Annotated in this window: 15 protein-coding genes; 8 read left to right on the top strand and 7 right to left on the bottom strand. The window is 69.9% G+C overall.

The window, feature by feature from the left end:
- The first annotated feature begins 102 nt into the window (after window positions 1–102).
- Genes CAP_RS54945 through CAP_RS12150 form a run of 3 tightly spaced genes read left to right on the top strand, consistent with a single transcriptional unit; the run spans window position 103 to window position 1,595 of the window.
- A complete protein-coding gene (locus tag CAP_RS54945) occupies window positions 103–228 on the top strand; it encodes a hypothetical protein (protein WP_269324199.1) in 126 nt (41 codons plus the stop codon).
- A gap of 3 nt (window positions 229–231) precedes the next feature.
- Window positions 232–972 (top strand): phosphorylase family protein, encoded by a 741-nt coding sequence (locus CAP_RS12155; protein WP_052374903.1) that lies wholly within the window; start codon window positions 232–234, stop codon window positions 970–972.
- Complete coding sequence (locus CAP_RS12150) at window positions 969–1,595, top strand: hypothetical protein (protein ID WP_044240052.1); 627 nt, start codon at window positions 969–971, stop codon at window positions 1,593–1,595. Before CAP_RS12155 ends, CAP_RS12150 begins: the two co-directional genes overlap by 4 nt.
- A gap of 52 nt (window positions 1,596–1,647) precedes the next feature.
- On the opposite strand, the gene CAP_RS12145 is transcribed toward CAP_RS12150, so the two are convergent.
- Complete coding sequence (locus tag CAP_RS12145) at window positions 1,648–2,457, bottom strand: SDR family NAD(P)-dependent oxidoreductase (protein ID WP_231511362.1); 810 nt, start codon at window positions 2,455–2,457, stop codon at window positions 1,648–1,650.
- Window positions 2,458–2,594: 137 nt separating this feature from the next.
- On the opposite strand from CAP_RS12145, the gene CAP_RS44340 reads away from it, so the two are divergent.
- The 5 genes from CAP_RS44340 to CAP_RS12120 all read left to right on the top strand — a co-directional run bounded on the left by CAP_RS44340 (window position 2,595) and on the right by CAP_RS12120 (window position 7,900).
- Entirely contained in the window at window positions 2,595–4,664 is a 2,070-nt protein-coding gene (locus tag CAP_RS44340) for an OmpA family protein (RefSeq protein WP_081864814.1), read from the top strand.
- Window positions 4,665–4,803: 139 nt separating this feature from the next.
- Window positions 4,804–5,286: a hypothetical protein gene (locus CAP_RS12135; protein WP_044240050.1), complete on the top strand. Its 483-nt coding sequence runs from the start codon at window positions 4,804–4,806 to the stop codon at window positions 5,284–5,286.
- Window positions 5,287–5,333: 47 nt separating this feature from the next.
- Entirely contained in the window at window positions 5,334–6,362 is a 1,029-nt protein-coding gene (locus CAP_RS12130) for a hypothetical protein (protein ID WP_231511360.1), read from the top strand.
- 196 nt (window positions 6,363–6,558) lie between these two features.
- Entirely contained in the window at window positions 6,559–7,026 is a 468-nt protein-coding gene (locus CAP_RS12125) for a VOC family protein (RefSeq protein WP_044240045.1), read from the top strand.
- Between the two features lie 40 nt (window positions 7,027–7,066).
- Window positions 7,067–7,900, top strand: a complete 834-nt coding sequence (locus tag CAP_RS12120; RefSeq protein ID WP_052374900.1) for a class I SAM-dependent methyltransferase — start codon at window positions 7,067–7,069, stop codon at window positions 7,898–7,900.
- Window positions 7,901–7,908: 8 nt separating this feature from the next.
- Here the strand turns inward: CAP_RS12120 and CAP_RS12115 are convergent, their stop codons facing one another.
- The 6 genes from CAP_RS12115 to CAP_RS12090 all read right to left on the bottom strand — a co-directional run bounded on the left by CAP_RS12115 (window position 7,909) and on the right by CAP_RS12090 (window position 21,284).
- A complete protein-coding gene (locus CAP_RS12115; RefSeq protein ID WP_081864806.1) occupies window positions 7,909–10,197 on the bottom strand; it encodes a prolyl oligopeptidase family serine peptidase in 2,289 nt (762 codons plus the stop codon).
- An 84-nt stretch (window positions 10,198–10,281) separates the two neighbouring features.
- A complete protein-coding gene (locus CAP_RS12110) occupies window positions 10,282–11,967 on the bottom strand; it encodes a reverse transcriptase family protein (RefSeq protein WP_044240040.1) in 1,686 nt (561 codons plus the stop codon).
- Window positions 11,968–12,283: 316 nt separating this feature from the next.
- Window positions 12,284–14,512: an SWIM zinc finger family protein gene (locus CAP_RS53545; protein ID WP_044240037.1), complete on the bottom strand. Its 2,229-nt coding sequence runs from the start codon at window positions 14,510–14,512 to the stop codon at window positions 12,284–12,286.
- Window positions 14,509–16,158 carry a hypothetical protein gene (locus tag CAP_RS12100; RefSeq protein WP_044240034.1) on the bottom strand — a complete coding sequence of 550 codons (1,650 nt, stop codon included), beginning with the start codon at window positions 16,156–16,158 and terminating at the stop codon, window positions 14,509–14,511. Before CAP_RS12100 ends, CAP_RS53545 begins: the two co-directional genes overlap by 4 nt.
- A gap of 142 nt (window positions 16,159–16,300) precedes the next feature.
- Window positions 16,301–19,216, bottom strand: a complete 2,916-nt coding sequence (locus tag CAP_RS44335; protein WP_052374898.1) for an isopeptide-forming domain-containing fimbrial protein — start codon at window positions 19,214–19,216, stop codon at window positions 16,301–16,303.
- A gap of 61 nt (window positions 19,217–19,277) precedes the next feature.
- Window positions 19,278–21,284 (bottom strand): OmpA family protein, encoded by a 2,007-nt coding sequence (locus tag CAP_RS12090; protein ID WP_231511358.1) that lies wholly within the window; start codon window positions 21,282–21,284, stop codon window positions 19,278–19,280.
- Window positions 21,285–21,441: the final 157 nt, after the last annotated feature.

Genomic DNA, 21,441 nt, shown 5'->3' with positions numbered 1-21,441 from the left:
CATGCCCCGTGGTGAACGTTGCTCGGAAATGCGAATGGTGCTCGTCGGGTGACGTCTCGTTCCGTGCAGTGCTGTGCGCGCTGCATGCTATGAGGCTGGTACATGCAGAGGCCTACCTGGCGCGCACAGATCCGTGGTGGTCGTCTGACGCTCGACGAGCCTGTCGACCTGCCTGATGGCGACGTGGAGCTGGGGATCATCGAGCGACAGGACGTGAGCTGCGACTAACTCTTGTTCGTCGTCACTCCGACTGAGGAGGAGCAACTCAAGGAAGCTGCCAAGGATCGCGGCCTGTTGCTCGAGGTCAGGCAGAGTCCCATCGGTGACTACTGCGACTTCGGGACCGTCGGCGTATCACGGCTACACCTCATCAAGATCGATGAAGGCATGCTTCGACACCGGGGCTCAGCAGCCCAGGCAATCCGCTGGATGGACTGGTCTGGTGCTCGGGGCGTCATCGCTGTCGGGATGGCATTCGGGGTGGATCGGAGCACACAGCGACACGGAGACGTCCTCGTGTCCACGCACCTCCTGCCTTACGATCCGCGCACCATCAAATCCAACAACGAGATCCCGCTGTCCGAGTACCCCAAGGTGCAAGCGCTTCCCGCGAGCAGAGGACTGCTCGGGATCCTCGACAGAGAGAGTGGCCGCGTGTCAGAGCGCGCCTTCACCGTGCATCGTGACGCGCTGCTCTCCGGCGCCGCCAAGATTCACTCCAGGACCTTTCGGGCTCATCTGCTCACCGCGCTGGGCTCACGAGGGAAGCCGATCATCGGCGGCGAGATGGAAGGCGCAGGGCTCCTGGGAGCAGCAGAACAGGCAGCCTGGCTTGTCGTGAAAGGCATCGTAGACTTCGCGGACGAGGAGAGAGACGACGAGTTCAAGAAGGTACGCGACGTGGCATGCAGAAACGCTTCGGGATTGGTGCTGGATGCGTTCTTGAACGACCAGGTGGAGAGGTCACGGTGAGCGCCATGAGCAACCTCGATGGGCTGTTCAAACCCAGTGAGGACGCGGAGCTGTCGCATGTCGCACGGCTCTGGCTTCAGCGCATCCGCCGAGGAGAGAAGGCACAGGTCGAGATCGAGCGGAAGCGTAGCGGCCTGTCTTATGGCCCAGCCATGTTGAAGATCATCCTCAACGGAAACAGAAGGGATGTGCAGCAGGAGGCGTGGGATACCCACCTGAGTCAGGTACTGGCATCGGCAAAGGTCAAGGCGGTGAGCGAGGAGAACGAGACCTTGCGCCTCGCGCTGATGCTTTCGGACTGGTTCGAGGATCCAGGAAGACGGTTTGGTGACGACTACTTCAACAGCGTGCTCGTGGCGTACCTGAAACAAGGACCTCTGGGCGAAGCTCCGAGTGTGCAGGACATCCTTCGCTACGTTCACGCGAATGCGCCCTACAAAGGAGGGCACCACTACGTCGAATGCCGCGACGAAGTGAACGCCATCTTCCAGAGAGCGGCACAATCGCTCCTCGCTACGGGGTACAAGCGCAACGAGGCTGAGCGCCTCCTCGTGCAAGCCGTAGCGACGTTCCTGGACGATCGCTTCAGCGTCACCAATCGCCGCATGCTCGGGCTGCTCTGAATCGAACGCAGCATCCTCAGCCCTGCGTGTGGGTACGCGCAGCCGGCAACCCCTAAGATCTGCCGTAAACGGGGATGGCGGCGCCGGAGATGTCGCGCGCGGCGTCGGAGAGGAGGAAGGCGATGACGCCTGCGAGGGAGGGGATGGAGACCCAGGCGCTCACGTCGGCGGTGGGCATGCCTTCGCGGTTCTGGGGGGTGTCGATGAGGTTGGGGAGGACGGCGTTGACGCGCACCCGCTGCGGCAGGACCTCGGCGGCGACGGCCTGGGCGAGGGCGACGACGGCGGCCTTGGTGGCGGTGTAGTCGGCCATGCCGGCGCCCAGCTCGGGTCGAAGGACGGGGCGGGCGCCGACCACCACCACGCTGCCGGCGCGGCGGGTAACCATGCCCGGGAGGAGGGCGCGGAGAGCGTTGCGGACGGTGTCGAGGTTCTGGTGGAGGAGGGTCCGGTAAGGGCCGTCGTCGCGCACTTCGTGGAGGGGGGTGCCGCCCTGCCAGCCGCCGGCGACGAGGGCGGCGCCCGCGGGAGGGCCGACGCGGGCTTCGATGTCGCGCAAGGTGGCGGTCCAGTCCCCGGGTGATGCCACGTCGGCGGTGATGCCTACGCAGGCGTCGCCCAGCTCGGCTTCGAGGGCGCGGAGGTGCGCGGCAGCGGTGGGCCTCGCCACGGCGGCAACGCGGTGACCGCGGGCGACGAGGAGCTTCGCGAGGCCCGCGCCGAGGGCGCCGGTGGCGCCCGTCACCACGATGGCGGTGCCTGCCTCCACGTCCTCCCTCGCGGCTCCTGCCGTGCTCCCCGCCATGACCTGCTGCGTGCTCTCCTTCGCGCTCGCCTCGGTGTCCGCCGTGGTCTCCGCCATGAGCACCACGCTACCGGCTCGCTGTGCCGGAGTAACGGGCTGTTTGACAGGAGAATTCAGCGGATGGTACGCCCGGCAGAGGGGTGCTCGGTGCGGCAGACCTGCGGCGACGCGAGCACCCCTCCACCGAGGATGCCATGACGCTGGTCCCTTCCCCTCGCTCGAACCGGAGCGCCTCCACTGAGCCCGAGCCGGGCGCGCTGCCGCGTGTCGGACGCACGGCGCGCACGACGCGACGCTTGCTGACCACCCTCGCCGCGGGGCTCGTCGGCCTCGGGGCGCTCGCGTCGCCCTCCGGAGAGGCGCTGGCGCAGACGGATCCGACGAGGGCCGGCGGGGAGACCGGCAACGGCGCCGGGATGGACCTGCACCTGTTCCGGCCCGCGCTCGACTCGAAGGGGTTCTTCTCGATCAACGGCGCGGACATCCTCGGCGCCAACGACATCAGCCTGGGCCTGGTGATCGACTACGGTCACAACGTCACCCCGCTCGCGTCGAACCCGGACGACACCGACGCGCTCCTCACGCACGCCTTCCAGGGCACGTTCCAGTTCAACTACGGCATCGCCAACTGGCTGGTCGTCGGCCTCTCGGCGCCCGTGGTGCTGAGCGGCGGCGGCGCCATCCAGGAGCTCGGGCCGACCGGGGCCACGTACGCCGACGACGACGCCGACGCGCAGGCGCTCGGGAACCTGGCGCTGCACGTGAAGGTGCGGCTCCTCCGGCCGAACTCGGACCCCATCGGCCTCGCGGTCATCCTGCAAGGCGGCTACGGCGTCGGCGGGTCTCCGGACCTGAGCGCGGAGCCCGGCTTCTGGTACTGGCCGCAGGTGGTGGCGGAGCGGCACTTCGGGTCGACCGGGATGTTCCGCATCGGCGCGAACGTGGGCTTCCGCGGGCACACCGGGGAGAACGCGGCCTACGGGCTGCGCGCGGACGGGTCCCCGCAGCTCGAGAACGGCACCCTCGAATACGGCAACCTGGTCACCGGCGGGCTCGGGGTGAGCCTGCGGGTGCTCGACCCGCTGGACCTCGTGGCCGAGACCTACGGGACGTACCTGGTCGGCGGCGACAGCGACAGCAAGCAGCGGATCAGCGCCGAGGCCGTGGGCGGCCTGAAGCTGTTCATCGAGCGCAACAGCTTCCTCATGCTGGGCGCGGGCGCGGGGTACATGCCCGGCTTCCAGTCGGCGGCGCTGCGCGGGACCATCGGGTTCGTGTTCGAGCCGTCGATCGGCGACCGCGACGGCGACGGGATCAAGGACGACGAAGACGATTGCCCGGACGAGCCGGAGGACTTCGACGGGTTCCAGGACACGAAGGGCGACTCGCCTCCCGGCAAGTACGGCTGCCCCGATCCGGACAACGACAACGACGGGATCCTCGACGTCGACGACCGCTGCCCGAACAACCCCGAGGACCGCGACGGCGACGAGGACGATGACGGCTGCCCCGAGGGCAACGACGGCGACCGCGACGGCGACGGGATCCTCGACTCGCGCGACAAGTGCCCTGACGATCCCGAGGACAAGGACGGGTTCCAGGACAAGGACGGGTGCCCCGATCCGGACAACGACAAGGACGGCATCCCGGACAAGGAAGACCAGTGCCCGAACGATCCCGAGGACAAGGACGGGTTCGAGGACGAGGATGGGTGCCCGGATCTGGACAACGACAAGGACGGCATCCCGGACGTGAAGGACCAGTGCCCGAACGAGCCGGAGACGTTCAACGGGAAGGAAGATCAGGACGGGTGCCCGGACAAGGGCGGCGTCATCGTCGAGGAGAACAACATCCTCATCCTGGAGAAGATCAACTTCGAGACGGGTAGCGCCAAGATCCTCCCCTCGTCGAACGAGATCCTCGACGCGGTGGCGACGACGCTGAAGGCACACCCGGAGTTCACGCTGATCGAGGTGCAGGGCCACGCCGACGAGCGCGGCAACGACCTGATCAACCTGCGGCTCACCGAGGCCCGCTCGAAGTCGGTCGTGGAGGCGCTCGTCGAGCGCGGAGTGAAACGGGAGGCCCTGCGAGCGATGGGCTACGGCGAGTTCTGCCCGCTGGAAGCCGCGCACAACGCCGACGCCTGGGAGAAGAACCGCCGCGTGGAGTTCAAGGTGGTGCGCAGCGACAAGGGCCCGACGGGCGTGGAGCTGGGCTGCCAGGCCGCCCGCGACAAGGGCGTCAAGCCGCCGCCGCCCTGAGCCTCGCTTGCCCTGGTGCGGGGGCCTCTCGGCCCCCGCGCCCCCTCCTTCTCACGCACCCACCTTCACCGCTCACTCACCCCGCAGAGCACGGAAAAGAGCCGGGCCGCTCCGGGGAGGCACCGGGTACGATGGAGCCATGAAGCGCTCTCTCCTGCTCTGCCTCGCCGCGGTGGCGCTCTCCTCCGCGGCAGGCTGCGTCGACACGGACGCGACGGTGTTCGTGGACCCGTCGATCAGCGAACCCCAGGTCCTGCTCACCAGCGCCGCGCTGGGCACGGCGCTCAGCGGGGACTTCGTGCTGTCGTTCCACCTGGGGCCGAGGGCGAGCGGTGCGAGCGAGGTGACCTTGCAAGGGTTCTCGCTCACGGACGAAAACCAGGAGACGACCTTCGTGGCGTCGCTGCCGGTGAACGCGGCGGCAACGTTTCCCCTGACAGTCGGGGTCGGAAAGGACGTGTCCGTGGACGTGAGCTTCTCCACGGAGCCAGACAGCGGGATCGACGCGAATGCGCTCTGCGGCGGCACGCTGGCCCGCATCGTGGGCTCGATCCAGGACTCGCTCCAGGATGGGGCGACGCCGGTGACCTCCGAGCCGTTCGGCGTGGGCTGCACGCTGTGAAGGCCTGCGCCGCTTGACGCGCTGACGTCCGGTGCCAGAGGCAGGCGATGCCTCGTCACCGCTGCCCGCTCTCCCCTCCCCGCCTGGTCCTCGGTCTCCTCGCCTGTGGCGCCGTCCTCGCGGTCAGCCCTGGAGCCTCCGCGCAGGAGGCCGGTGCCCAGGACACCGATACGCAGGAGACCGACACGCAGAGTGCCGTCGCGCAGGACGCCGTCGCGCAGGACGCGCCGCCGCCCCCACCTCCACCTGGCCTCCCCGAGCGCGCCGTGCAGGCGCCGTCCCCGTTCGTGGTGGCAGCGCCAGCCCCCGCTGCAGCACAGCCGTCGTGGTTCCGCTTCCGCGCGGTGGCGGAACTGGGGTTCCTGGCGATGCTCTCGCACAAGGTGCAGTTCGGGAGAGACGGGACCTACTTCGACTACGTCGCGCAGGGCGGGCAGGACACGCTCTTCCCCGTGGCGCGGTTCAGCGCCGAGGCGGAGCTGTTCCGGCACCACCAGGTCGTGTTCCTGTACCAGCCTCTGGAGCTGAGCACGGAGGTGGAGATCGGGCGCGACCTGCGCGTCGATGGGCTCACCTTCCCCGCAGGCACGCCGATGGCGCTCAGGTACGGGTTTCCGTTCTACCGCCTGAGCTACGCCTACGACCTGTTCCTGGATCCGAAGCAGGAGCTGTCGTTCGGGGTGTCGCTGCAGGTCCGCAACGCCACCATCGACTTCGCCTCGCAGGACGGGACCCTGTTTCGAAGCAACCGCGACGTGGGGCCGGTGCCGCTCCTGCGGAGCCGGGGCCGGGTGACGCTGAACAGCGGGCTGTTCCTGGGGTACGAGGTCGATGGGATCTACGCGCCCATCAGCGTGCTGAACGGGAGCGACAACGAGGTGACCGGGGCGCTCGTGGACCTGAGCGTGCGCGCGGGGCTGCCGCTCGTGGCGGGCACGGAGGCGTTCGTGAACCTGCGCTACCTGGGCGGGGGCGCGGTCGGGCAGAGCGACCCGGAGCCCCCGGGCGATGGGTACACCCGGAACTGGCTGCACTTCATGACGGTGTCGCTCGGCGCCGCGCTCGGGTCACCCTGAGGGAAAGCGCCGCGCGGGGCGACGCGCAGGGCACGAAAGGCGCGGAATCGAGGGGCCCGGTACATCGGGATTTTTTTCCAGGCCCGCTCCGCGCCCGTATCACTACTGTCTCCGGGTCAGTCGCGCGGGGGGCAGCCGGAGGGATGGACGCTCCACCTGAAGCGCGACGACGAGACCACGAAAGGAGCACTCGGCCATGACGACGCGCGTGAATCCCATTCCCGACGGCTACAAGTCGGCGATGCCCTACCTGTCGGTCGCCGGCGCTGCTGCCGCGATCGCGTTCTACAAGGAAGCGTTCGGCGCGGAGGAGACGCTGCGCCTCGAAGAGCCCAGCGGGAAAGTCGCCCACGCCGAGATGCGGATCGGCACGGCCTCGTTCTCGCTGGCCGACGAGTACCCGGAGATGAACATCCGGGGACCGAAGTCGATCGGCGGGACCGGGGTGATCATCCAGGTCTACGTGGAGGACGTGGACGCGCTGTTCAAGCGCGCCGAGGCCGCGGGGGCGACGGTGAAGCGGGCACCGACGGACGAATTCTACGGGGATCGCTCCGGCACGCTCGAAGACCCCTTCGGCCACGTATGGATGTTCCAGTCGCACAAGGAAGACGTGTCGCCCGAGGAGATGAAGCGGCGGTTCGCGGCGTTCTTCACAAAGTGAGCGCCTGGTCTGCGCAGGGCGGCTGGTGGTAGAACCGGGCATGCGCACCGCGACCCGGGAGGAGCCGATCGAGGGCCGCAAGCAGGCCGTGCAGGACCACTGGCAGCGCGAGACCTGCGGGACGCGCGGGGTGGACGGTGACGACCGGAGAGCGTTCTTCGATCGGATCGAGCAGGAGCGCTACACCTGGGAGCCGTACATCCCGGAGTTCGCGCAGTTCGAGCGGGGACGCGGGAAGAAGCTCCTCGAAGTGGGCGTCGGCGCCGGGACGGACTTCACCAACTGGGTGCGTCACGGGGCCGACGCGACGGGGGTCGACCTGACCGAGCGCGGCGTGGCGCTCACCCGGGAGCGGCTCGCGCTGGAGGGGCTCTCCGCGAACGTGCTGCGCGCAGACGCGGAGAACCTGCCCTTCGCGAACGATACGTTCGACCTCGTCTACTCGTACGGCGTGCTTCACCACAGCCCCCACACGGTCAGGGCAGTGTCGGAGGTGTACCGGGTGCTGAAGCCCGGGGGCACGGCGCTGGTGATGATCTACCACCTGCACTCGTGGGCGGTGTGGATGGTGTGGGCCGCGAACTGCGCGGCACGCGGCAAGCCCTGGAAGAGCCCACGCTGGGCCGCCTACCACCACCTGGAGAGCCCCGGGACGAAGACGTACACGCAGGAAGAGGCGCGGGTGCTGTTCTCGGACTTCTCGCAGGTGCAGCTCAGGTCCCAGCTCAGCTCCGGGGACCTCCTGTCCTTCAGGGCGGGCGAGAAATACCAGGGTGGGCTCCACAAGCTCGCCTGGAAGTACTACCCGCGCGGTCTCGTGCAGCTCACCGGCAACCGCTTCGGGCTGGCGCTGATGATCGAGGCCACCAAGTAGAGATGCGTTCAGGGTGAGGGCTGCGCGAGCGCGGGCTTCACGCCCATGGCGTGGAGGGCAAAGGACAGGGAGTCGGCGAACATCTCGACGCGGCTCTTCACCTGGTCGGCGCCGCCGTGGCCCGAGTGGCGCTCCACCCGGAGGAGCACGGGCTGAGCGCCCGTCGAGGCGGCCTGCAGCGCCGCCACCGTCTTCCACGCATGCAGGGGCGCCACGCGGTCGTCGGCGTCCGCGGAGAGCATGAGCACCGCGGGGTAGGCCGTGCCCGGCTTGACCCGGTGGTAGGGGGAGTAGCCGATCAGCGCGCGGAAGGTGGCCTCCTCCTGGGGAGAGCCGTACTCGGCGATCCAGGTCTTGCCGTCGCCGAAGAGGGGATAGCGGATCATGTCCAGCACCGGGACGGCGCAGAGCGCGACACGGAACAGCTCGGGGCGCTGGGTGAGCGCCGCGCCCACGAGGAGCCCGCCGTTCGAGCCTCCCTCGATGGCGAGCCGATCGGCGCGGGTGTAGCCGCCCTTGATCAGGTACTCGGCCGCAGCGATGAAGTCGTCGAAGACGTTCTGCTTCCTGGTGAGCATCCCGGCCTGGTGCCAGGCCTCGCCGTACTCGCCGCCGCCGCGGAGGTTGGGGATCGCGACGCCGCCGCCCGCGTCGAGCCACGCGACCACGTCGGTCTGGAAGGAGGGGGTGAGGCTGATGGTGAAGCCGCCATAGCCCGAGAGCATGAAGGGCGTGGAGCCATCGCGCGGTGCGCCGCGGCGGCGCGCCACGAACATCGAGACCTGGGTGCCGTCGCGGGAGGGGTAGCGGACCTGCTCCACCTCGTAGGCGGCAGGGTCCACGGGCGCCTTGATCGTGTACCAGGGCTTCGCTACGCCGCTCGCGATCGAGACTTCGAGGATGGTGCCCGGCGTGGTGAACGAGGTGAAGTAGACGTAGCCCACGTCGTCATCGGGCTCGCCCACGACGCCCCAGGTCGAGCCGATGCCCGGCAGGGCCACGGTCCCCTTCCCCTTCGGCTTGCCGTCGAGGGTGCGGATCTGGATCTCGCTGCGGGCGCTGCGGAGGTACTGGAGCGCGAGGTGCCCTCCGATGACCCGCACGTCTTCGAGCACGCCTTCCTTGTCCTCGGGGACGATCTCCTCCCACCCGGCACGCTCGGGCTTTGCAGGGTCCACGCGGAACACGCGGCCACGCGGGGCGCCCTCGGTGGTGCGCAGGTAGATGCGGTCCTTCCACACGAGGGCTGCCACGGTGCCGTCGTGGCCCTTGACCAGAGGCACCCAGGCGGCGTTCGGCTTGCGCATGTCGCGCAGGTGAAGCTCGGGCACGCTGGCGCCGCGGATCACCGAGACGAGCAGCCAGTGTCCATCGCGCGAGAGGTGGGCTTCGAGCTCGGTCTCGGGGTTGCCGGTGGCCGGGAAGATCACCTTGTCCTCCGCGGGGGCAGTGCCGAGCTTGTGGAACTTGACCTCGGAGCGGCCCGGCAGCTCCGCCGCGGGGATCTTGGGGTCCATGGGAAGGGCGACGTAGTAGAAGCCGTCGCCCTTGGGGGTCCACTGAGGGTTCGCGTACTTGGCGCCCGGGATGACGTCGACGTCGCTGACCTTGCCGGTGGCCACGTCCTTCACGTGGAGGACGCCAGCGTCGGCGTTGTTCGGGTGGACGACATAAGCCAGGGTCTTGCCGTCCAGGGAGACCTTCCAGAGGCCGAGCCCCGTGCTGCCGTCGGCGCTCAGCGAGGCGCCATCGAGGAGGACGTTCTCCTTCGGCGCGCCCTGCGCACTCTCCGCCTTGGTGGGCGCCTTGCCGCGGGCGCCGGTGGCTGCGGGCAGCTCGCGCCAGTACACCACCCGCTTCTCCTGCTTCGCCTCCTGCCGCGTGTAGAAGACGCGGTTGCCTCGCTTGAGCGGGGCGGAGGCCCGCTCCAGGTAAGAAAGGGCGCTCAGACGCTCGCGCAGGGCGTCGCGGCCGGGCAGGTCGGCGAGGACCTTCCGGGTGAGGTCGTCCTGCGCGGTGAGCCACGCCTTGGTCTCGGGCGAGGTGCCGTCCTCCAGCCAGCGGTAGGGGTCGGCAACCTCGACGCCGAAGAAGGTGTCCACGGTGGCCGTGGCGCGGGTCTTCGGGTAGGCGAGCTTTCCAGGCGCCGTGGTGGCCGTGGTCGTCGCCGGCGGCGTGGCAGCGGCAGGGGACGCGGGCGGTGGCGGAGCCGGCGAGGCCGGAGGTGGCGCGCAGGCCGCGAGGGCGGTGAGGAGGGGCAGCGCGAGGGCGAAGGGGCGGCGAGGCGAGGGTCGCATGGGATGGGCTCCTGCGGCGTACCCTCGGACGAAGGGAGGAGCGGGGCAAGCCCTTGGGGGCAGGTTCGAACCGCGGCCCTGCGGTCAGCGTGAGAGCGCCTCCAGCGCGGCGTGCAGGGGCGCCGCCTTCGCAGGATCGATCATGGCCACGTAGGCGATCTTCCCCCTCAGGTAGGCCTCGAAGTGGGGGATCTTCTCCCGGTTCTGAGCTTCGAGGCCGGTGGCCTTCGCGGCGTGGAGGATGGCCCGGAGGCGCCGCACCTCGTCCCTCGGTACCCCGAGCTTGTCGTTGACGACGATGCCCGTGACCTCCTGTCTGCCAGAGGCGCGCTGGACGCGACCCTTCCTCGGGTTGAGGGCGAAGCCCTCCTCGGTGACGATGTGCCTGACGCGCGCCATGAGCATGGCGAGGTCGCCGCGCCTGCCCTCGGGCGCCGAGAAGGTGAGGTCATCCGCGTAGCGGGTGTAGGTCCAGCCATGCTTCTCGGCCATGCCGGTGAGGCGGCGGTCGAGCTTGCGCGCGACCTGGTTGGAGAGGGCCGGGCTCGTCGAGGCTCCCTGGGGCAAGCCACGCTCGCCAACGGCCACCCAGGTGCGCTGTCCCTCGTACTCGACCGGGCGACGCGGAGGCTCCGTGCAGAGCAAGGCGAGGACGGTGGCGACGGCCGGGGAGTAGCCAAGCCGCCGGAAGACGCCGCGGACGCGCGGGAAGGTGATGGTGGGGAAGAAGTCGCTGAGGTCGAGGTTGACCACGAGATCGCGGCCGACGTGAGGGCGCGCGTTGGTGACCGTGGAGCGTCCTTTGACGAAGCCGTGCGCCGGCGGCTCGACAGGCAGCTTGTCGAGGATCTCGCGGAGGATCCAGTGCTGGGCGCGTTCGAGGGAGGCATGCGGGGCGGCGAGGAGGCGCTTGCCGCCGGAGCGCTTGGGGATCTCGAAGTAGACGTAATGGGGCCGCTCGACGGCGTCGCTGTGAAAGCAGAGCCAGCGCAGGCGGGAGATGGAGACGCCGAGCGCCTTCGCCACGTCCGCCGGTGAAGCCAGGAGCGGGAGGCCGCGCGCCGCGAGCGCCTCGATGTGAGAGCGCCTGTCCGCGAGCCCCGCAGAGACGCCAGCGCCGAGGTAGACGATGTCCTCCGCCCTGCGGCGCGCGATGGCCTCGGCGCGCTTGCGCCGGCGCTCCACGGCGTCGCGCCGCTTCTGCTCCTTGCGGGCAGCGCGCTCGCGCTTGAGGTCTGCCAGCGCCTGCTCCGCATTCCTCGCGGCGGAGAGCGCGACGAGGCGCGAGGCCTCGCGATGCTTGAGCCAGAGGTCACCGACGCGATGAATCTCGACGATCTGCTCCTCGGTGAGGAGCCCCAGCAAGATCAGGCTGCGATCGATGAGGGCAGTGCGCTCGTCACTCTGGGGAGGGATGACGTCGACCCGGCCAATCCACGCGGTCCGGAAGGGGTTGATGGTGAGGGCACGCCTGCGAATCTCGGCCGCGCTCATGCTCATGATGGCGCGGGTGGTGACCGCAGGATCAGTGCTGAAGGCCTCCGTGATCCACTTGACGAAGGTCCTGCGAGACGCCGCAGGAGCCCCCGACGCCGCCGGAGAAGTCGAGGTGGCCGCCCCCTGCGAGGCCTTCGTCCCTGACCCGGAGGTTCCCTTCGTCGCAGCCCTCTGCGCGGGCGCTCGCTGGGTGGGCGCATCGTACGGCGGCGCCTCCGTCCCCTCACCCTTGCCGCCGCCGAAGAACGCTTTGACCCTGTCCCAGAAGCTCATCGTCGCCTTCGCCGCTCCCGATCCGCTTCCTGCGACAGCTCCAGCCCTCCAAGGAGGCCCACCCGCCCGACGACTCGCTCCTGACCACACCCGATCACCCAGGGCGCCGTGGCCTCGACGACGAGAGGTTCCGCCGTCAGGCAACTCCCTGGGTCTTGTCGTCGAGGCCTAAGGCGCCCAGACGCACATCGGGGGTGGGAATGCATGGGAGAACGAACGCCACCGCGGCGGAACGCCGCAGCATGTTGGGCTCGAGCGGGTGGACCTCCTTGCAAGGCTGGAGTCCGGCGCACCATACCCGATCGCTGCGCGCAGCTCACCGTTTGCGATCTCCGTTCCGGAGGGCGATGAGCCACGCCGCACTGATGACGGCCGCAGGGCTCGCTTCGAGCTGCTCCGCGACACGCTGGATCTCGGTGACGACGTCCGGATGGAGGCGCAGGGGTCGTGCGACGACGCCACGCACGAGCTGGTGAGGCAGGGCCGGCGCTGGTCCACCCGCCCGCCTCCGGGCCTCCTCCCAGGTGGGCGCACTCTGGAGGCGCTCGAAGGCGTCATCCCAGGTCTGTTCAAGAAGCGCCGCGAGGGTCTTGCCCGAGCCCTTGGCCGCCTTCGTCATGGCCTCCAGGGCAGGAGGGTAGAAGGCAACCTTGGTGAGCGCAGGTTCCTGGGCCGTGCGCGCAGGGCGCTGGGGCTGCACAGGGGGAAGAGGCGCGCCCGTGGCCCGCAACCTGACCGCGAGGAGATGCCGGCAAGGTCCAGCCTTGAGGCGGTTCCGATGGAAGTAAGAGCAGGTGCACCGTCCCTTCTTGAGGGTGCCATCAAGGTCGAGGACCGCCTCGCAGCGCGTCCCCCTGACCCTGGCGACAAGGAGGCGGCGCGCCGCCGGGAGAGGTTCGTCCCTGAGCAGCTCGACCGAGGCGCGCGCAAGCTCCTTGCCCTGGGCGATCTCGGGAGGCTCAGGCCCGAGGATCGCCTCGGAGAGGACGACCGGCATGACCTGGCGGTACCGGTAACACTCGGCCGCATGGTCGTAGATGACCTGCCCCTGCTTGGCGAGGCGATGCAAGGAGGCCTGGAGGGCCATGCTGGACGCGTCGAGCGCCGCAGCAAGCTCCCCGAAGGAGGCACGGCGCACGTGTTCGAGGTGCCTCACGACGCGATCCGTGAGGCGCACGTCATCCAGGAGCATGCCCCCGAGCACGTCGAGGTTCGTGCCCCCCGTCCAGTCACTCGCCGTCCACCCGGAGAGCGCAAGCGTGAACCGCATCTCCCCCATGTGCACAATCCACAAGCTGGGCATGCCATCCCCCAGCAACCGCACCTCCACCCTCTCCGCCAGCGGCAACACCCTCGCCAACACCCCCAACCTCCTCCTCCCCCATATTTTTAGCGAGGGGGCTGCGCCCCCTACGCTCCCGATGGTCGCTACCCCGGGAGGCGTGGGGGCCGAGGGAGGAGAGGAGAAGAGAGACGAGAGAAGAGAGGGAGAAGAGAGGGAGAAGGGGGGGGGGAAGATGCGGGTGGGGGCCGGAGCGCCGGCATAATGCGCGCGGTACGGGCCCTGGGTGCCGGTGGGGAGAGAGGGAGAGAGCGCTCCGTCGTCCTCACACACCGAGCCGCGACACACCACGGGGATGCCCCAGGGATCGATGAAGATCACCGGCGGCTGCCCCGGCACGAGCTGGAAACGCAAGCTGCGCGGTCCCGTCTTCTCCCGGTGCCGCGCGAGGTGCGCGAGGATGGAGTAGACCGCCTCCACAGGGACGTCGACCCGCCGCGAGGGAAGGGACATGGCCGCCTGGATCTGGCCGAAGCCGCGCAGCCACGAGGGCGGCAAGTCGATCTTCTCCTCGCGGTAGTCGGCCCTCCCCGCGACGTTGACCTCGAAGCCTGTGGGATCGACGAGGAGGCGCGTCTCGCGGTAGCTGCGCAGGGTCTGGAAGTGCTCGTAGAGGGCGAGGGAGTAGTCGACGTTCGTGGTGCCGAGCCCCGCCTCCTGCGCGCCCTCGAAGGCGCTGCGATCGACGGAGAGGCAGCCGTAACTCGACTCGTCCTTGGAGAAGCACTCGAAGAAGACCACGTCCGGAGCGACGGTGACGACGGGGTCGCAAGGGATGAGGTGACGGAACAGCGCGGGGTCGTGCGCCGCGAGGGTGGAGGCCCAGGAGGTGCGCGCCCTCCAGTAGACGCCGTGCAGCTCCCGGAACCTCGCTTCGAAATCCGGGGGGACCGGCTCTCCGGCGATGCGGGAGAGCTCGGCGCGCGTGGCCCGGTCGAGGAGGTCGACCCGGAGCTGAGCCTCGCGCGCTTCTTCCTGCTGCTTCCAGGCCTGCCAGGCGCTGCGGTCCTTGCGCGGTTTGCGGAGGTCACCCACCACGACGTCGTGGAGGGCGCTCATGGCCTCGCGGAAGCGGAGGGGGTGCGCGAGGGCGCCGTCGAAGAAGACCGGAGGGCGCGCGAGGTTCGGTGAGAAGCTCAGGGCCGCACCCCGCGTGGTCTCGCGGAGGCCGCTGTGCCCGAGGTAACGGAGGTCCACGTTCATTCGCCGAGCTCCTCGCTGAACAGGCGCAGCTCCGGCAAGCGCCGGGAAATGGCAGCCCGGAGCCCGGGCGCCTCGAACGCCGCCCGCGCCACGGCGGCGAGCGCGGCGCGGCGCTCGGGTGGACGCACGCTGCGCAAGGCGACGCCGAGCAGGGGGAGGAGCGACTCGGCCTCGGCCGGCCTCGCCACGATGCGCTCCGAGACGAGCCGCAGCGCGGACCGCTTGTCACGGGCCCCGCGGGACACGCCGAGCAGGGTGGTCGCCCAGACGTGCCGGAGCGCCTCGGGAGAGAACATCTGCCGGCGCTCGGAGAGGTGCCGCAGGAGGAAGGTACGCACGTCGTCGTGCGGGGATTCGGCGAGCGCGGTCCAGAGGCCCGTGTCGTCGCCGAAGCGCCGGTCCCCCTCGAGCAGGGCGAGGCCGCGGGCGCGTACGTCGGCGTAGCGGGCGTCGATCAGGTCCCGCACGTGGAGCGGCCGCGTGTGGGGGGAGGTCTGGAGCAAGGTGAAGAGCCAGCCCGCAGCCTCCTCCCGCACCCGTGGCGCAGGCGCGCCCGCGAGGCGGAGGACGCTCTCCAGCGCCTCGGCGGTCGTGACGCTCTTGGTGCGGGCCCAGCGCAGCCCCAGCGCGGCAACGGGAGCCAGGCGCGCACACCCGAGCCCGACACACTCGTCGAGGGTGAGACGCGAGGGGGTCACATGGCGCTCGACCGCCGCGCAGATGGAGGGGAGGGCGTCGAGGTTCTCGATGCGCAGGAGGGCGAGCCACTCCTGCACCGGCAGGTTGCCAGGGTCGCTGATGGTCCCGAAGAGCTCGGCGCCGAAGGTCTGCACTTCCTCGTGCGGGCTCGCCAGGAGCACCCTCACCCGCTCCATGGGCAGCCACTGCAGCTCCGCCGGGTAGTCGCGCCCGAGAAGCGCGATGGCGAATTGCCTGACGATGCGGCTGCGCGCGCCCGTGACGAGCGGCCATATCTCCTCGAACACGCCCTGCCACGCCTCGGGGATCATGGGCGCTGGCTGGAGCTGTTCGAGGGTGGCCCCGAGCAGGGTGAGCTTGCTGCCGCTCCTGCAAATGGCGGCGCCAGCGGGGTACCGAGCGATGAGCCCGCAGTAGAGAGCGTAGACGAGCCCCCACGAACGCAGGAACTGGTCCTCCGTCTCCAGGTGCTCGTCGCGGTACAGGACGACCGCGGCGCGGAGGGCGCGCGCGGCCCGCGCCGGGTCCTTGCGCCCGAGCCGACGGAAGTACCTGGTGGCGCGCCGCTGGAGGTAGCTGCGCGTCAGCCGCGAGAACCGCGGGGCATCGCTCTCCCCCGGCCACAGCTTCGCAGGCGCCTTCGGCGCCGGGAGGAAGCGGTCGAAAGCCACGAGGAAGTGGCCCATCGCCTCGTCGTCGCCGAGCCGCTCGGCATGCTTGAAGAGCGCCTTCACGAGCGGCCGGTGGAAGGGGCGGTCGCACCCGTCGTCGATGTACCGGAGCAGCGCGCGCCGGATGCCGGGGCGCGCGTCGGCGGCCCAGCGTGGCCCGAGCGCCTTCAGCCGCTTCGCCGCGCGCGACGCGAGGACCTCTTCCACGAACCGCTCGTCGCCCGCCTCGAAGTGCTCTTCGAGCAGCAGCACCGAGGCGATCTGCGCGTCACTCATGGATGCCCGGATGCTACGGAGACCGGGAAGGCGGGGTCAAGGCATGCTGACGCCGCGCAGCGCTGACCACCACGCAGCGCCGACCGTCAGCGCCTCACGCACCAACGGTCGGCACGCCGTCAACCGTCACCGTCTCGGGCCCTCACGCGCGCGGTTCGCGCCGGCGCCGTCGCAGCGCGAGGCCCGCGAGCCCCGCCATCGCCACGACCAGCGCGCCGCCGCCACCACCCGCAGGACCAGGCCGCGCCGCGCAGAGCAAGCCGTTGCCCTCCGGGTACATGCCGTCCGGCTCTTCCACGCCGGGGACCGGCGTCCGGCAGGTGCCCGCCGTGGCATCGCTCGACGAGCACTCCTGCCCCTCCGGGCAGCCGTTGCCGTCCGCGCCGCGGCACCCGGGCCCGCAGTTCCCCGAGGCCGTATCGCACACGATGCCGCTGTTCGGCCCACCGCACGCGCTGTCCTGCGTGCACGGGATCTCCGGCGTCACGTCGTCCGAGGGGTCGTTGGGATCCCGCTCGCCGTCGTTCACCTGCCCGTCATGGTTCGCGTCCTCGTCGCCGTCACTCACGCTGCCGCCGTCGGTGTCGGGGTCGAGCGGGTCGGTGGTCGTCGCGCCGCCATCCGCGTCCGCGATGCAGCTCATCACGCTCGGATCCGTGTCGGGGTTCGTGCAGTCGAGCCCCATCTCCGTCCCGTCGAAGAGCCCGTCATTGTCGCTGTCGGGATCCAGCGCCCCGATCAGCCCGTCATTATCGGTGTCCTCGCCGAGACCCGGCTCCAGACCATCCGGCACCCCGTCGTCGTCCGAATCGGCGTCGTTCGGATCCGTGCCGATGGACAGCTCGACGATGCCGCTCAGGCCATCGCCGTCGGCGTCGTCGTTCAGCACGTCGTCAGCGCCGTTCCCCGCGGTGGGATCCGTCTCGTCCGCGTCGACCACGCCGTCGTGGTCCCGGTCCTCGTCGCCGTCCTCCACGCCGCCATCGTCCGTGTCCGCGTCGAGCGGGTCCGTGAGGGTGGCGCCCTGGTCCCCGTCCGCGACGCAGCTCATGGCCCCCGCGTCGGTGGCGGGGTTCGCGCAGTCGAGCCCCATCTCCGTCCCGTCGAAGAGCCCGTCATTGTCGCTGTCGGGATCCAGCGCCCCGATCAGCCCGTCGCCGTCGCTGTCCTCGTCGAGGCCCGGCTCCTGGCCGTCCGGCACCCCGTCGTCGTCCGAGTCGGCGTCGTTCGGATCGGTCCCGATCGTCAGCTCCAGATCGTCGCCGAGCCCATCGCCATCGGTGTCGACGCAGCTCAGGCCGTCATCGACCTCGCCATCGCAGTCGTTGTCGAGGCCGTCGCACACCTCGGCGCCCGAGGGCACGCAGATGCAGGTGTGGGTCGCCGCCTCGCAGGTCGGCGCCGTCGGCGGGCAATGGAGGTCGGTGACGCACGCGACGCACTCGTTCGGCGTCGGCGCGGTGTTGCAGTGGGGCGTGGGCGCCGCGCACTGGGCGTCGGTCGAGCACAGGTCGACGACCACCGTCGTCGGCGGGTGACCACCACCCGGGCCGTTGCCATCCGTGGGCGTGTTCGTGACCGGCGCGCCTTGCTGCCCGCCCGCGGAGATCACCGCCTGGTTCTCGATGGAGCCCGAGGTCCCCGCGTCGACCGTCACCCGGAACGTCACCGTGCTCGTCGCGCCGACGGGCATGACCCCGCCCGCGGTCGCGCCGGCCCCTGTCCCGAGGCGCACCGTGAGGGTCCGCGTCCCCGCGGCGTAGTCCCCCTGGTCGTCTCCGGCCGCGTCCGTCTTGGCCCCGGCGTTCGCCCCCGAGGTGATCGCCAGCGAGCCGGGCACGTACGTCACTCCCGGAGGCAGCGCGTCGGTGAGCACCGTGTTGATCGAGGCGTCGTCGCCGCTGTTCTCGATGGCGACGGTGTACTCCAGGATGTCTCCCGGCAGCAGGCCGCCGCCGTTCAGGTCCTGCACCGTCTTCGTCGAGGTCGTGAAATCCGGGGCGAAGGTCACGATGGAGGTGGTGTACCCCGCGAGGTAGATCACGTCGCCAGCGCCCTGCGCCTCGATCACCGCCGAGGTCTGGAGGGGGGCGAGGTGCGCGGTGACGTCGATGACGTCCATGTCGATGCTGCTCATGCTCAGCGGCCCGCCGGTGAGCTGGGGCAGATCCCCCGGCACCGAGACCGGCATGCCGAGGTACGAGCGCGTGCCGTTGAAGAAATTGTCGGCCGGGTTCAGCGCGTCCGAGATCTGGACGCCGTTGAACCGGAAAGAGTCTTGCGCGATGGCCCCGTCGCCCTCGTAGGCGATGACGCCGAGCTTCGCGAAGGACGCCGCGGGGGGCACAAGGAACCCCGAGAGCGTCGTGGTCACCGTGGGCGTCGGGTTGCCCGCCGAGGGCGCGGCCACGATGTCGAGCCCGTCGAAGAGCGCCAGGTTCCTGAGCGGCTCGTCGATCTTCTCGTAGAAGACAGCCATCCACCAGCCCGCGTAGGCCGTGTCGCTGTTCACCCCGCTCAGGGGGAAGATGTCGACGCCGCCGACCCGGTACGGCCCGGAGCCGCGCTCCTGGACGATCGTGGTGATGTCGGCGACCGACTGGTAAACGCTGTAGGTCGGGACGAACGACTGGATCGCCGTCACGTTGATGGGGGCCTGATCCACCCCCGGGCGCTGGATGGTCGCGGTGAGATCCGCGACGCTGCTCGCCCGCCGCGCTCCCCAGTAGAGGAACGCCCGGGTCACCGTGGCGCCCGGCGGCAGCGTCAAGACCGCCGTGCTGCGCGCATCGGTCATGGCGATGGTGGTGCTCGACAGCGCCTGCCCTGCGGCCGGCTCGTCCGCGCGCCACACCATGTCGATGCCCGTATCGGCAGAGTTCGCGCCGCAGTCCACCTCCACCGTCCCCACCACGGGATCCGGAGGGTTGTTGGCGCAGTCGTGTCCCAGGGTGTTCCCGATGAGGAGGAGGTCACCCCGTTGGTCGACCTGGTGGCGCAGGGCGGGGTCCGCGTGCGCGACCCCCCCTGCACCGCCAGCCAGAGCCAGCCCTGTCAAGCCTATGAAACCAACACTTCTCTTCACAGGGCCAGCTCTCTCGTCATGTGTCTCTAGTGTCTCACTTCTGCGGCAGCAGCCCTGGCGGCGAGGGCTGCCCCTTCGGCGCAGGCGCGGGCGCAGTCGTCGGCGCAGGCTGAGCCGGTGCCGGGGTCGGCCCCGTCGTCGGCGCGGTCTGCCCCTGCGTCCCCGTGGGCGCCGGCACCGTGACCGGCGTCGTCGCGGGCACCGCGGTGTGCACGTCGCCGCTCTTGCTCTTCTTCTCGATGATCTTGAACTGCACGCGGCGGTTCTGCTGGCGGCCCTCGTCGGTCGCGTTGTCGCCGATCGGCACGTCGGGCCCGTAGCCCTTCGCGTTCAACCGGATCGCCTCGACGCCGCGCTTCTCGAGCGCCTTCTTCACCGAGTCGGCGCGGTTCTGGCTGAGCTTCACGTTGAACGCGCGCCCGCCACGGATGTCGGTGTGCCCTTGCACCTCGACCAGGATGATCTCCGGGTGCTCCTTCAGCACGCCGGCCACCTCGTCGAGCAGCTCGTCGCTGACCTTCTTGATCGTCGCCCGGCCGGTGTCGAACTGCACCTGCTGGAGGATGATGATCTCCTTCTCCGTCACGCGCACGGCCGTCGGGCAGCCGTTCTTCGTGGGATCCGGGTTCGGCTTGCCCTTCTCGTCGGGGCAGGCGTCCTTGTCGTCGCGGATGGTGTCGCCGTCGCGATCGCCCGGGCAGCCGTTGGTGGCCGGGTCGCTCGTCTTCAGGCCCGGGATGTCGACGCAGGCGTCCTCCGCGTCGGGCACGCCGTCGCCGTCCTTGTCAGGCGGCGGGCAGCCATTGAGCTTGGGATCGCTGCTCGGCACACCCGGCACGTCGACGCAGGCATCCACGTCGTCCGTGATGCCGTCCTTGTCCTTGTCGCCTGGCGGCGGGCAGCCGTGCTTCTTTGGATCCGGGTTGTCGAGGCCCGGCTCGTCGGGGCAGGCGTCCACGCTGTCGAGGATGCCGTCCTTGTCCCGGTCCGGCGGCGCCGGCGGGCAGCCGTTCTTCGCGGGATCCGCGTCCGCGACGCCGAACACGTCGGGGCACGCATCCTGCGGATCCTTGATGCCGTCCTTGTCGCGATCCTCGGTCGGCTTCTGCACCTCGGGCGCGAACGCGATCGAGGCCACCGCGCGCACGTCCGGGGTACCGATGCCGGAAGTCAGGCCGGGGCCGACGCCAAGGCCAGCCTCGATGAGACCTCCGAAGCGGTAACGCGCCCCGAGCAAGGCCTCGAGGTTCGTGTTCCGCTTCGACGGTCCCTCGCCCTGCAGCACCGTGGAGACCGTGACCTCCGGCCCGAGCTGGAACCGCTTCGCGTCGTCCAGCAGGAACCCGATGCCCGCGCCTCCGATCAGCGAGATGCCCTGCTGCACCCCCGCGAAGGTCTGGCCGGGCCGGATGTCCGTGCCCACGTTCGCCGACCACACCACGGAGGTGAACCGGCCGCCGGCGATGATCATCGGCATCCCGCGCACGGTCCCCTCACCCACGTACGACCCCGGATCCGAGCTGCCGGTCGGCACCCAGACGTAGCCGCCGATGGCGAGCTGGAAGGGGTCGAAGTAGTCACCGAACAGCCGCAGACGCGCGCCGAACCTCAGGTCACCGATCGTCGCCCCCGAGGGCGAGGTGAACGCGAGGCCATCCGCCGCGGGACTGCTGCCGCCCTGGTAGAGCGCGAACGGCACGTCGATGTTCACGTTCAGGCGCTCCCAGGCCACGAACGCGCCGTTCAGGTGCAGGAAGAGCTGGTGCTCCACGATCCCGCCGACGTTCTCGCCCGAACTCTCGCGCCGGAGCACGAGGGGGTTATGGGCGTAATCGCCGAGGATCATCAGGTTCACCCCGGGCCCACCATCCTGGTTGGGCGACGCGGCGTCAGGTGAAGCAACGCCGAACATCCGGTCCCCGGCCGGCGCCGGGTTGAACCGATTGAGTGCGACAGGAGGGGTCTCCTGGGCGGCCGCCGTCGCGCTCACTGCCGTGAGCGCGAGGAGGGCAGCGCCTCCTCGGAGCCATCGTGCGGACATGGATCTCATAAGAAGAATCACCTCTGTGGCTGTGTGAAGACCGTCCCGTGGCAGACCGGGAGCATCTCCGCGCACAGTACACGCACCGTGCCAGCGTTGCAGACGGAGTGATCCCTACGGCGTACAGCCGAACGCCGACGCCGACTCTACGCGCGCC

The organism is Chondromyces apiculatus DSM 436, assembly GCF_000601485.1.
Lineage (GTDB): Bacteria > Myxococcota_A > Polyangia > Polyangiales > Polyangiaceae > Chondromyces > Chondromyces apiculatus.
The sequence above is the reverse complement of the archived record's forward strand: the minus strand, read 5'-3'. Positions and strand labels throughout refer to the sequence as shown.

Excerpts from the sequence above, each read along its gene's own strand:
- CAP_RS54945 (WP_269324199.1), top strand. The coding sequence starts at position 103 with ATGCAGAGGCCTACCTGGCGCGCACAGATCCGTGGTGGTCGTCTGACG.
- CAP_RS12145 (WP_231511362.1), bottom strand. The coding sequence starts at position 2,457 with ATGGCGGAGACCACGGCGGACACCGAGGCGAGCGCGAAGGAGAGCACG.
- CAP_RS44340 (WP_081864814.1), top strand. The coding sequence starts at position 2,595 with ATGACGCTGGTCCCTTCCCCTCGCTCGAACCGGAGCGCCTCCACTGAG.
- CAP_RS12135 (WP_044240050.1), top strand. The coding sequence starts at position 4,804 with ATGAAGCGCTCTCTCCTGCTCTGCCTCGCCGCGGTGGCGCTCTCCTCC.
- CAP_RS12130 (WP_231511360.1), top strand. The coding sequence starts at position 5,334 with ATGCCTCGTCACCGCTGCCCGCTCTCCCCTCCCCGCCTGGTCCTCGGT.
- CAP_RS12125 (WP_044240045.1), top strand. The coding sequence starts at position 6,559 with ATGACGACGCGCGTGAATCCCATTCCCGACGGCTACAAGTCGGCGATG.
- CAP_RS12120 (WP_052374900.1), top strand. The coding sequence starts at position 7,067 with ATGCGCACCGCGACCCGGGAGGAGCCGATCGAGGGCCGCAAGCAGGCC.
- CAP_RS12115 (WP_081864806.1), bottom strand. The coding sequence starts at position 10,197 with ATGCGACCCTCGCCTCGCCGCCCCTTCGCCCTCGCGCTGCCCCTCCTC.
- CAP_RS12110 (WP_044240040.1), bottom strand. The coding sequence starts at position 11,967 with ATGAGCTTCTGGGACAGGGTCAAAGCGTTCTTCGGCGGCGGCAAGGGT.
- CAP_RS53545 (WP_044240037.1), bottom strand. The coding sequence starts at position 14,512 with ATGAACGTGGACCTCCGTTACCTCGGGCACAGCGGCCTCCGCGAGACC.
- CAP_RS12100 (WP_044240034.1), bottom strand. The coding sequence starts at position 16,158 with ATGAGTGACGCGCAGATCGCCTCGGTGCTGCTGCTCGAAGAGCACTTC.
- CAP_RS12090 (WP_231511358.1), bottom strand. The coding sequence starts at position 21,284 with ATGTCCGCACGATGGCTCCGAGGAGGCGCTGCCCTCCTCGCGCTCACG.